Consider the following 11,807-nt stretch of genomic DNA (forward strand, 5'->3'; position numbering starts at 1 on the left):
GGTGGCGCCGCGACGCTCACTGGCACAGGAGAGATCGTTCCTGCGCCCTTGACGTGACGGCCATCGAGCCGGTCGGGTGCTCTCCCGGATACGACCCAGCGTGCCGGTCGTACCAGAACGCGTACGCGTAGAGCCCGACGATCGCCAGAGTTTCTCCGACGCCGCACCTGCGGGTCCGCCGGGTGGCTGGGATCCGTCGTCAACCGGAAGAAGAACCGTGCGCATTGGTCTCGTTGCCCCACCCTGGATCCCCATCCCGCCGCCCGCCTATGGCGGCATCGAGCGGGTGGTCGCGGTGCAGGCAGCGGGGCTCGCCGCCGCCGGCCACGACGTGACGTTGTGCGCGGCGCCCGGTTCGGCGGTCGGGGGCGTCCGCGTGGTCGAACCGCTCGACCACCTGCCGGTCCAGATCGGGATGGCCACCGACGAGTGGCAGCACGTTCTCGGTGCCCTGGACGCGCTCGCCGACGTCGACGTGATCGTCGATCACTCCGGTCCGCTGGGGGCGTTGCTCTCCGCGCAGGGTCGGATCCCGTCGATGCACGTGGTGCACGGCACCCTCGAGGGTGAGCTGCTCGGGATCTACGAAGGGCTCGTCGCCCGTGCGCCGCGCCTGCGGCTCACCGCCATCAGCCGCTCCCAGCGGCTCGCGGCGCCGCACCTGCCGTTCGCCGGCGTGTGCCACAACGCGATCGACGTGGACACCGTGCCGTTCGGGGCCACCGCGCAGCCGTACCTGGCCTTTCTCGGCAGGATGGCGCCCGAGAAGGGCGCCGCCGAGGCGATCGTGCTGGCGCGCGAAGCCGGTCGACCACTGCTCATCGCCGCCAAGTGCCGGGAACCCGCGGAGCAGGCGTACTTCGATCGCGAGGTCGCGCCGCACCTCGGCCCGGACGTGGTGTTCCTCGGTGAGCTCGGCAGGGAGGCGACCTACGAGTTCCTCTCCCGGGCGGCCGCCCTGCTGTTCCCGATCTCGTGGCGCGAGCCGTTCGGCATGGTGCTCGTCGAGGCCATGGCCTGCGGTACGCCGGTGCTCGCGACCGACCGCGGTGCGGTGCGCGAGATCGTGCGCGACGGGGTGACCGGGTTCGTCCGTGACAGCGCTGCCGAGCTCGGCCCGCTGATCGACCGGCTCGGCGAGATCGACCGCGCCGCGTGCCGTCGCCACGTCGCGGAGCACTTCTCCCAAGCTGCGCTGGTCGGCGGCTCCGAGCGGTTGCTGGCCCCGCTCGCCGCTGGGCTCGACCCGCTCGAGGTGGGCACGTCGATCATCCGGCCGCCCGTGGTTGCTCTCCACGCCGGTCGGGGAGCGCTCCCGGCCGGTCGCACCCCCGCGCAGGCGAGCGGATGACCGCCGGCATCGAAGCCGAACGGGACGAGGGCCCGACCCAGGGCGTGCTCGCCGGCCCCGGGACGATCACCGCCATCGCCGGGCTGACCGTCGTGATCTCGGACGAGCGCGGCGACATCGCGCCCGGCCCGTTCGGCCTGATCACCGACGACACCCGCCACCTGTCCCGGCTGCAGGTGGCGGTGGACGGCGAACCGTTGCGGCATCTGGGATCGGGCCTGATCAGTCCGGATGTGGCCCGGTTCCGCAGCTACGCCACCCTGCAGGACCGGCTGCCGGATGCGCCGGTCGAGTGCGAGCGGCTGCGCCACGTCACGGCAGGGGCAATGGCGGAGACCCTCACGCTGCGCTGCTGGACGCCCGAGCCGGTGCGGTTGCGCTTCTCGATCCGGATGGACTCCGACTTCGCCGACATCTTCGAGGTACGCCGGCTCGGCGGGGATCCCGGTGTGCCGTCGCCCAGCGTTGCGGTACAGCAGGCATCGGGCCTGCTGTGCTTCGAGGCCGCCGGGACGCCACGCACGACGACGGTGCACCTCGATCCGGCGCCTGACGTGCTGGCCGACGGTGAGGCGGTGTGGGACACGGTCCTGCACCGCGACCGGCCGTGGGTGCTGCGGATCGAGGTGCGGGCGTTGCGCGGCCAGGGCAACGAGCGGCGTGCGACGCTGCCCCAGCGGGTCGGTGCCGCGGCGGTGCCGGATCCGGTGGTGCGCAGCCGGCCCGAGCACCTCGCCCGGGGTTGCCGGCGCTCGCTCGTCGATCTCGACGCGCTGAGCATCCCGGACGACCAGGACAGCTCCCGGAGGCTGCTCGCCGCCGGGATTCCGTGGTTCGTGGCGCTGTTCGGCCGGGACGTGCTGATCTCCAGCTACCAGGCCCGCGCCTTCCGGCCGGAACTGATGCTCGACGCCGTGACGGCACTGGCCGCCCGGCAGGGCCGGGTCGACGACCCGGGCAACGAGGAGCAGCCGGGGAAGATCCTGCACGAGGTGCGCTTCGGCGACCGCCCGTGGTTGGGGGAGGGCACGGTCGGCGGAGCGAAGCCGTACTTCGGCAGCGTCGACTCGACCCCGCTCTTCCTGATCGTCCTGGGCCAGGCGATGCGGTGGGGCGCCCCGCGGGAGGCGATCGAGACTCTGCTGCCCGCTGCCAGGGCGGCACTGGGGTGGCTCCGCGGCCCTGGTGACCTCGACGGTGACGGGCTGGTCGAGTACAGCCCCACAGGATCGCGGTCGTTGGCCAACCAGGGCTGGAAGGACTCCGAGAACGGTGTTCAGTTCGCCGACGGCCGGCTCGTCCGGCCGCCCGTCGCGCTCGTCGAGGTGCAGGGCTACGCCTACCGGGCCCGGCGCGAGCTCGCGGCGGTGCTGGCTCACCTCGGAGACCACGCAGAGGCCGCTGACCTGATGGCGGAGGCGGCCGAGCTGCGGGAGCTGATCCGGCTCCGGTACTGGCGGCCGGGCTCCGGCGGTGCGCCGGGCTCGTTCGCCTTCGCTCTGGACGGTGACAAACGGCAGGTCGACGCGATCAGCTCGAACATGGCGCACCTGCTGTGGTGCGGCGTCCCGTCCCAGGACGAGGCCGAGCAGGTCGCTGCACACCTGGTGAGCCCGGCGATGGCCAGCGGGTGGGGGCTGCGCACGCTCTCCGGCGAGATGGCGGGCTTCAACCCGATCTCCTACCACGTTGGCTCGGTCTGGCCGCACGACACCGTGCTGGCCTGCGAGGGTCTGCGCCGGTACGGGCTCGACGAGCCTGCGATGCAGCTCGCCGGTGACCTGCTCGACGCGCTGGCGGTCTTCGACGACCGACTACCCGAGCTCTTCGGGGGACACCGCCGTGAGCCGGGCGACTTCCCGGTCCCCTACCCGACCGCCTGCCGTCCGCAGGCCTGGGCAGCAGGTGTGCCGCTGGCGATCGTCGCGCTGTGCCTCGGGCTGGATCCCGATGTGCCGGCCGGGACCCTGTCGCTCAGCCCCGTGCTTCCCCGGGGGGTGACCCGGTTCGAGGCCCTCGGGATCAACCTCGCGGGGGGTGAGCTCTCCGTCGTCCATGACGGCGACGGCACCACGCTGATCAACGCTCCCGCCGGGCTGCGCGTCGGCTTCGGCTGAGTCGTCACTGCTGCCCCACTTCACACGGAACGTCATCGGAGGCAACCCGTAGGTAATAAAAATCACTGATTCCGGACGAGGGGGGCGATGTCGACCACGGCTTGTAAGGTAAGCCTACCCAGATCTCCCCGGCCGGAAGGACGACGATGGTGCACCCCCGGCGTGGACACTCCGCCTCGGTCAGGACGGAGATCCTGGACGTCGTCGGGGTCGGCTTCGGCCCGTCCAACCTCGGGCTCGCGATCGCCGTCGCCGAGCACAACGCCACCGCGCCCGAGCGGCTGACGTGCCGGTTCGTCGAGAAGCAGGCCCGGTTCGGCTGGCACCGCGGCATGCTGCTCGAGGACGCGACGATGCAGGTCTCCTTCCTGAAGGACCTGGTGACACTGCGCAACCCCACCAGCCCGTTCAGCTTCCTGGCCTACCTCAAGCGCCACGACCGGCTGGTCGACTTCATCAACTACGGCAGCGTGTTCCCCACCCGCCTGGAGTTCCACGACTACCTGGAGTGGGCCGCCGCGCGCTTCGCCGGGCAGGTCGACTACGGCTGCGAGGTCGTGGCGATCGAGCCCGCCGTCGGGGTCGACGGGAGCGTCGACCATCTGGTCGTCGAGGTCCGCGACTCCGCCGGGCGCACCGTCCGCCAGCCGGCCCGCAACGTCGTGCTCGCCACCGGGCTGCGGCCCCACCTCCCGTCCGGTGCGGTGCTGGGGGAGCGGATCTGGCACAGCAGCGACCTGCTCACCCGGCTCGGTGAGCTGGCCGGCAGGCCGCCTGCCCGGGTCGCGGTGGTCGGCGCCGGGCAGAGCGCCGCGGAGAACGTCGACCACCTGCATCGGACCTTCCCCGACGCCGAGGTCTGTGCCGTCTTCACCCGCTACGGCTACAGCCCGGCCGACGACACCTCGTTCGCGAACCGGATCTTCGACCCCGGCGCCGTCGACGACTTCTACTCCGCGCCGGACGAGGCCAAGCGCCTGATTCTGGGCTACCACGCCAACACGAACTACTCCGTGGTCGACCCCGAGCTGATCGAGACGCTCTACCGCCGGCACTACCACGAGCGCGTGGCGGGCCGTGAGCGGTTGCGGTTCCTCAACGTCACCCGGGCGGCCGGCGCGGTGCAGGTGGGGGACAGGGTCGAGCTGGCGATCGAGTCGATGCTCGACGGCACGCGGGACGTGCTCGTCGCCGACCTCGTCGTCTTCGCCACCGGCTATCGGCCGTGCGACCCGCTGGAGCTGCTCGGCCCGTTCGGCGCCTACTGCCACCGCGACACCGTGGGCCGGCTGGCCGTCCACCGTGACTACCGGGTGGTCACCGCCCCCGAGGTCACCGCAGGTGTCTACCTGCAGGGCCCCACCGAGCACACCCACGGCCTCTCCTCGACGTTGCTGTCCACCACGGCGGTGCGCAGCGGCGAGATCGTCACGTCCATCGCGGCCCGCTCGGCCGCCTCCACCGTGGACCGTCGCGCGGACGGCTTACCCGCCTCCGCCACGTCCCGCTGACCGGGGCCTCTCCAGCTACCCACGAGCACCAGGAGGACCGATGTCCACCAACCCCTTCGACGACGACAGCGGCACGTTCTACGCACTGGTGAACGCCGAGGGCCAGTACTCGTTGTGGCCGACGTTCGTGCCGGTGCCCGAGGGCTGGACGGTCGCCCACGGGCCCGCTGCCCGGCAGGAGTGCCTCGACCACATCGAGGAGACCTGGACCGACATGCGCCCGGCCAGCCTCATCGCCCAGATGGACGCCGACGCGGCGGGCCGCACCCGTGCCTGAGCTCACGCCTCGTCGCACGCCGCAGTACTGCCGGACCCCGGGGCCCACCGGCGTCGACCCGCTCTCGGCGGCGCTGCGGCTCGCCCGCTCCAGCCGGGGCCCCTACGTGCTCTACGAGCGTCCCGACGAGGTGTCCTACGGGGCGGGAGCGCTCGTCGAGGTGCTGCTGGACCGCGACGGCATCCACTTCCGCCACGGCCCGACCACAACGCTGGTGCCGGCCGGCGACCGGCCGCTCGACCGTGTCGCCGAACTGCTCGCCGGCACCGGGATCGAGGGCTGGCGCGCGTACGGCTGGATCGCGTTCGAGCTCAGCTACCTGCTCCACGGCCTGCCCGAGGCGGTGGGTGCGGGCCCGCTGCTGCACCTGGTCGTGCCCGAGCAGGAGGTGCGCCTGTCGGCCGATGCCACCGAACTGCGGGACGTGCGGCCCGCAGGCCTCACCGAGCTCGCCGCCCGGCTCGACGACGCCCGGCTCGACGACGGGGCCGGACCAGCACTGCCCACGGCCCGCGCCACGGTGGACGACTCCGCGGGTGGCGCCGACTACCGGCGTGCCGTGGCCGACGCCGTCGCGGACATCCGCGCCGAGCGGCTGCAGAAGGTGATCCTCTCCCGCGTGGTCCCGGTCGCCGAGGAGCTCGACCTCGCGGCCACCTACGAGGCCGGCCGCCGGGGCAACACCCCGGCGCGGTCGTTCCTGCTGCGGCTCGGGGACCTGTGCGCCGCCGGGTTCAGCCCGGAGACGATCGTCGAGGTCGCCGCCGACGGCACAGTGTCCACCCAGCCGCTGGCGGGCACCCGCGCGCTGTCCGGGGACGCCGCGATGGACCTGAAGCTGCGCCGGGAGCTGCTGACCGACCCGAAGGAGGTCTTCGAGCACGCGGTGTCGGTGCAGGGCGCGCACGACGAGATCGCCGAGATGTGCCGTCCCGGATCGGTGCACGTCGACGGGTTCATGCAGGTCAGCGAGCGAGGCAGCGTGCAGCACCTCGCGTCGAGGGTGACCGGCCGGCTCCAGGAGGGGCGCACCTGCTGGGACGCGTTCGCCGGGCTGTTCCCCGCCGTCACCGCCTCGGGGCTGCCGAAGCCGGCCGCCTGCGCGGCCATCCGCGACCACGAGACCGAGCAGCGGGGGCTCTACAGCGGCGCGGTGGTCGTGGCGGACGCCGACGGCAGCCTGGACGCGGCGCTCGTGTTGCGCACCGTCTTCCAGCAGGGCGGGCGCACCTGGCTCCGCGCGGGTGCCGGGGTGGTGGGGCAGTCGACGCCCGAGCGGGAGTTCGAGGAGACGCGGGAGAAGCTGCGCAGCGTCAGCCGGTACCTGGTGCCGGCGGCCCGCACGGTCCGCGCGGGGGCGGATCCGGCGCCGGCGGTCGCGTCGTGAGCACGCCACCCCCGGCCCCCGACCTGACGCCCGACGGGCTGCGGGCCACGCTCGCCGAGCTCACCGGCGAGGACGTCGAGGACATCACCGACGACGTCTCGCTGTTCGAGCTGGGCCTGGACTCGATCACACTGATGCAGCTGGCCAACGGCTGGCGCCGGGCCGGGCTGGACGTCGACTTCGCCCGGCTCGCGGAGCAGCCCACGGTGGCCGCCTGGGCGGCGCTGCTCACGGGCGGCACAGGGGGTGCCACGGCACCGGCGGAGTTCAGGAAAGCCACTTTCCGGCCCTCACAGGGCAGCAAAGTGGCTTTCCTGAACCGGGCGGATCCGGCCTTCGACCTGGCCCTGATGCAGCACGCCTACTGGGTCGGGCGCACCGAGGGACAGCCGCTCGGCGGGGTCGCCGCGCACCTCTACACCGAGTTCGACAGCCCAGTGTCGGACAGCTCAGGGCCCGGCGTCGACCCCGAGCGGCTCGCCGCGGCGCTGGGTGCCCTGCTCGCCCGGCACGACATGCTGCGGGTGCGCGTCTCCGACGACGGACGCCAGGAGATCGGGCCGGTGGACCCCGACGCCGGCCGCCGCCGGCTCACCGTCCACGACCTGCGCGGGCTCCGGGCCACCGAGGTGGAGGCGGCGCTGACCGCCACCCGTGACGCGCTGTCGCACCAGCAGCTGGACATCGCAGGCGGCGAGGTGCTCACCGCGGCGCTGAGCCTGCTCCCGGACGGGCGCACCCGGCTGCACCTCGACGTGGACATGGTGGCGGCCGACGCGGTGAGCTACCGGATCCTGCTCGCCGAGCTCGCCCGGCTCTACCGCGACCCCGGCGCCGTGCTGCCGCCGATCGGCCTCACCTACCGCGACTACCTGGCCGCCCGGCGGGCGCAGGGCAGCGCGGAGGGCGAACGCGCGGCCCGGCACTGGCGCGAGCGGCTCGCGGAGCTGCCCGGTGCACCCGACCTGCCGCTCGCGGCCGACCACCCGGTGCCCGGACCGGCCCGCGTCGTCCGCAGGCACCTGCTGCTCGACGAGACGGAGCGCGCGGCGCTGGCCGAGGGGGCGCGCCGCCACGGCGTCACCCTGGCCGCGGCGGTCGCCACCGCCTTCGCCGAGGTACTCGGCGCCTGGAGCGCCCAGCCCCGGTTCCTGCTCAACGTGCCGCTGTTCGACCGCGCCCCCCTGCACCCGGACGTCGAGCGGCTTGTGGGCGACTTCACCAGCTCCGTGCTGCTCGCCGTCGACCTCAGCGAACCGATCCCGTTCGCCGACCGGGCCCGCGCGGTCCGCGCCCGGTTGCACGCCGACACCGCGCACGCCGCCCACTCCGGCGTCGAGGTGCTGCGCGACCTCACCAGGGCCCGCGGTGAGCAGGTGCTCGCCCCGGTGGTGTTCACCAGCGCGCTCAACCTCGGCGAGCTGTTCGGCGAGATCGTGCACGACACGTTCGGGGAGGCCGTCTGGATCATCTCCCAGGGTCCGCAGGTGCTGCTCGACGCCCAGGTCACCGAGCTGCACGGGGGCCTGCTCGTGAACTGGGACGTGCGGGTACGCGAGTTCGCTCCCGGCGTGGTGGACGCGATGTTCGCCGCGTTCGCCGATCTCGTGCGCCGGCTGGGTACCGAGCCCTCGGTCTGGGAGGAGCAGGCCGGGGGACTGGTGCCGCCCGGCCAGCTCGCCGTGCGGGCCGCGATCAACGACGCGGCCACCGACCCGGGATGGGAGCCGTCGCGGCGGCTGCTGCACGAAGGGTTCTTCGCCGTGGCCGCGCGGCGTCCGGACGCACCCGCGGTGGTCGGCGACCACGAGACGCTGACCTACGGCGAGCTCGCCGACCGCGCGCTCCGGACGGCCGGGTGGCTCGTCGGCCGCGGCGTCGGGCCGGGCGACCTGGTCGGCGTGACGCTGCCCAAGGGCCCCGACCAGGTGGTCGCGGTGCTCGGGGTGCTGGCGGCGGGCGCCGGGTACGTGCCGGTCGGTGTCGAGCAGCCGCAGGCACGCGCGGAGCGGATCGCGTCCGTCGCGGGCTTCGACGTGGTGCTCGACCGCGCCGCGCTGGCCGCCGCGACCACGGCGGAGCCACTCGCCGCTCCGGTGGCGAGTGATCCCGAACAGATCGCCTACGTGCTGTTCACCTCGGGCTCGACCGGAGAGCCGAAAGGCGTGGAGGTACCGCACCGGGCGGCGATGAACACGGTCGAGGACCTGATCGACCGCTACGCGCTCGGGCCGGCCGACCGCACGCTCTCCATCTCCGCGCTGGACTTCGACCTCTCGGTGTTCGACATCGCGGCGCCCCTGTCGGTCGGCGGCGCCGTCGTCACGGTCGGGGAGGACGGCCGCCGGGAGGCTCATGCGTGGGCCCGGCTGGTGCGCGAGCACCGGGTGACCGTGCTCAACTGCGTGCCGCCGCTGCTCGACATGCTGCTGCGCTCCGGTGAGCGGCTCGGCGAGAGCTTGCGGGTCGTTCTGCTCGGTGGCGACCGCGTGGGCGTCGACCTGCCGGGGCGGCTGCGCGAGCAGGTGCCGGGCTGCCGGTTCGTCGGGCTGGGCGGCACCACCGAGACCGCGATCCACTCCACCCTCTGCGAGGTCGTCGACGCCGTCGTGCCCCCGGACTGGCAGTCGGTGCCCTACGGCAGGCCGCTGCGCGGTGTCCGGATGCGGGTGGTCGACGGCCAGGGCCGCGACGTCCCGGACTGGGTGCCCGGCGAGCTGTGGATCGGCGGCGCCGGGGTGGCCCACGGCTACCGCGGCGACCCCGTGCGCACCGCGGACCGCTTCCTCACCCGCGACGACGGGCGCTGGTACCGCACCGGCGACCTCGCGCGCTACCGGCCGGACGGGACCGTCGAGTTCCTCGGCCGCCGTGACGACCAGGTCAAGATCCGCGGCTTCCGGATCGAGCTGGGGGAGGTCGAGGCGGCGCTGGTCGCCGCGGGCGCCGCGGCGGCGGTCGCCGTGGTCGTGGACGGCTCCCTCGCCGCGGGCGTCCTGCGTCCCGTCGCGGACGGGACGCCGGCCCCCGACGCACTGCGGTCCGCGGTGCGCGCTCTGCTGCCGCCGCACATGGTCCCCGAGCGGGTGGTCGCGCTGTCCGCGCTGCCGCTCACGGTCAACGGGAAGGTCGACCGGCGGGCGGTGCGGCAACTGGTCGGGCAGGCCGGGGCGGGCGGCTCCGGCCGCGTCGCGCCGTCCGGACCGGTGGAGTGGGCGATCGCGACGATCTGGGCCGAGGCGCTCGGGCGGTCCGAGCCCGTCGGCACCACCGAGGAGTTCTTCGCGCTCGGCGGCGACTCCCTGATCGCCACGGAGATCGTCGCCGACCTGCGGGCCGATCTCGGCGCCGCCACCGCGTCGGTGCGGACGCTGCTCGGCGCTCCCACGGTGGCCCGGCTGGCCGCGCGGCTGCTCGCCGACGAGCCGGAGCCCCAGCGGTTGCGGCGGGCCGCGGAGATCTTCTGCGAGCTCGCCGAGCTGTCCGACGCCGAGGTCGCCGCGCAGTTGGCGAACCAGCTATGAGCAGCACCGACAGCGGACGCCTCGACGGCGTCGAGTACTGGCCGGACGAGCTCGTGGCCCGGTACGTGGCGGCCGGCCACTGGCGCGACGAGACCCTCGGGGAGCGGCTGGGCAGCTGGGCCGCCCGCTACGGCAACGCCACGGCGGTCGTGGCGGGCGAGCAGCGGCTGAGCTTCGCCGAGCTGGACCGGCGGGCCGACGCGACCGCGGCCGGGCTGCGCGCGCTGGGCATCGCCCCGGGCGACCGCGTCGTCGTGCACCTGCCCAACACCGCGGAGTTCGTGGTGGTGCTGTTCGCGCTGCTGCGCCTGGCCGCGGTGCCCGTGCTGGCGCTTCCGGCGCACCGGCGCACCGAGATCGAGCACTTCGCGGCGCTGGCCGACGCCGTGGCCTACGTGATCCCGGACCGCCACGACGGGTTCGACCACCGCGAGCTGGCCGCGCAGGTGGCCGCGGCGGTGCCCTCGCTGCGCCACGTCATCGTGACGGGGGAGGCGGGGCCGTTCACCGCGCTCGCCGCGCTCCCGGCGGGGGACTCGGCGCCGCTGCCCACGGTCGATCCCGGCGACGTCGCGGTGCTGCTCATCTCGGGCGGCACCACCGGCAAGCCGAAGCTGATCCCGCGCACCCACCGCGACTACGCCTACAACGCCAGGGCCAGCGCCGAGGTCTGCGCGCTCACCGCGGACGACGTCTACCTGGCCTGCCTGCCGATCGCCCACAACTTCCCCCTGGCCTGCCCGGGCCTGCTCGGGGCGCTGGAGGTCGGCGCGCGGGTGGTGATGGCGCCGGTGCCGAGCCCCGACGTGGCGTTCGGGCTGGTCGAGCGCGAGCGGGTCACCGTCACCGCGCTGGTGCCGCCGCTGGCCCGGCTGTGGGTGGACGCGGCCGAGTGGGACACCCGCGACCGCTCCAGCCTGCGGCTGCTGCAGGTCGGCGGCGCGAAGCTGGACGAGGTGCTCGCGCGCCGGGTCCGTCCCGCGCTGGGGTGCGCGTTGCAGCAGGTGTTCGGCATGGCCGAGGGTCTGCTCAACTACACGCGCCTCGACGACCCCGAGGACCTCGTCGCCGGTACCCAGGGCCGCCCGCTGTCGCCGGACGACGAGCTGCGGGTGGTCGACCGGGACGGCGCCGACGTCGCGGCGGGGACGGTCGGGGAGCTGTGGACCCGCGGCCCGTACACGATCCGGGGCTACTACCGGGCGGCCGAGCACAACGCCGGCGCGTTCACCCCCGACGGCTTCTACCGCACGGGGGACCTGGTGCGGCGGCTGCCGACCGGGCATCTCGTCGTCGAGGGCCGGGTCAAGGACGTGATCAACCGGGGCGGCGAGAACGTCTCGGCCTCGGCGCTGGAGGAGAACCTGCTGGCGCACCCGGCGATCGCGGCGGCCGCGGTCGTGGGCCTCCCGGACGAGAACGTCGGTGAGGCGGTGTGCGCGGTCGTCGTGCTCGCCGCCGGTGCACAGGCGCCGAAACCGCGGCAGCTGCGCGCGTTCCTCGCCGAACGCGGGCTGGCGCGGTTCATGTACCCCGACCGGCTCACGGTCATCGACCGGCTGCCGCTCACGGGCGTCGGAAAGATCGACAAACGTGCTCTGGTGCAGCGGCTGCGCGCCGAGCAGGCATGACCCCGCCGC

7 protein-coding genes are annotated in these 11,807 nt (G+C 74.0%); all 7 read left to right on the top strand.

Annotation, left to right across the window (positions count from 1 at the left end):
• The first annotated feature begins 217 nt into the window (after positions 1 to 217).
• The 7 genes from ACQPZA_RS05715 to ACQPZA_RS05745 all read left to right on the top strand — a co-directional run bounded on the left by ACQPZA_RS05715 (position 218) and on the right by ACQPZA_RS05745 (position 11,798).
• On the top strand, positions 218 to 1,351 hold the full coding sequence (locus ACQPZA_RS05715) for a glycosyltransferase (protein ID WP_433279010.1): 1,134 nt from the start codon (positions 218 to 220) through the stop codon (positions 1,349 to 1,351).
• Complete coding sequence (locus ACQPZA_RS05720; protein WP_433279012.1) at positions 1,348 to 3,468, top strand: amylo-alpha-1,6-glucosidase; 2,121 nt, start codon at positions 1,348 to 1,350, stop codon at positions 3,466 to 3,468. The genes ACQPZA_RS05715 and ACQPZA_RS05720 overlap by 4 nt, the downstream gene beginning before the upstream one ends.
• Before the next feature lie 146 nt (positions 3,469 to 3,614).
• Positions 3,615 to 4,979, top strand: coding sequence for a lysine N(6)-hydroxylase/L-ornithine N(5)-oxygenase family protein (locus tag ACQPZA_RS05725; RefSeq protein ID WP_433279014.1), 1,365 nt, complete (start codon positions 3,615 to 3,617; stop codon positions 4,977 to 4,979).
• Positions 4,980 to 5,019: 40 nt separating this feature from the next.
• Positions 5,020 to 5,256 (top strand): MbtH family protein, encoded by a 237-nt coding sequence (locus ACQPZA_RS05730; protein WP_433279016.1) that lies wholly within the window; start codon positions 5,020 to 5,022, stop codon positions 5,254 to 5,256.
• A complete protein-coding gene (locus tag ACQPZA_RS05735; RefSeq protein ID WP_433279018.1) occupies positions 5,249 to 6,643 on the top strand; it encodes a salicylate synthase in 1,395 nt (464 codons plus the stop codon). The genes ACQPZA_RS05730 and ACQPZA_RS05735 overlap by 8 nt, the downstream gene beginning before the upstream one ends.
• Positions 6,640 to 10,167: an amino acid adenylation domain-containing protein gene (locus tag ACQPZA_RS05740; protein WP_433279019.1), complete on the top strand. Its 3,528-nt coding sequence runs from the start codon at positions 6,640 to 6,642 to the stop codon at positions 10,165 to 10,167. The genes ACQPZA_RS05735 and ACQPZA_RS05740 overlap by 4 nt, the downstream gene beginning before the upstream one ends.
• Complete coding sequence (locus tag ACQPZA_RS05745) at positions 10,164 to 11,798, top strand: (2,3-dihydroxybenzoyl)adenylate synthase (RefSeq protein WP_433279021.1); 1,635 nt, start codon at positions 10,164 to 10,166, stop codon at positions 11,796 to 11,798. The genes ACQPZA_RS05740 and ACQPZA_RS05745 overlap by 4 nt, the downstream gene beginning before the upstream one ends.
• Positions 11,799 to 11,807 lie beyond the last annotated feature (9 nt).

It is taken from the genome of Pseudonocardia xinjiangensis, from assembly GCF_050948425.1.
Taxonomy (GTDB): Bacteria; Actinomycetota; Actinomycetes; order Mycobacteriales; family Pseudonocardiaceae; genus Pseudonocardia; species Pseudonocardia xinjiangensis.

Coding starts and splice junctions, on each gene's coding strand:
- ACQPZA_RS05720 (WP_433279012.1), top strand. CDS start 1,348: ATGACCGCCGGCATCGAAGCCGAACGGGACGAGGGCCCGACCCAGGGC.
- ACQPZA_RS05725 (WP_433279014.1), top strand. CDS start 3,615: ATGGTGCACCCCCGGCGTGGACACTCCGCCTCGGTCAGGACGGAGATC.
- ACQPZA_RS05730 (WP_433279016.1), top strand. CDS start 5,020: ATGTCCACCAACCCCTTCGACGACGACAGCGGCACGTTCTACGCACTG.
- ACQPZA_RS05745 (WP_433279021.1), top strand. CDS start 10,164: ATGAGCAGCACCGACAGCGGACGCCTCGACGGCGTCGAGTACTGGCCG.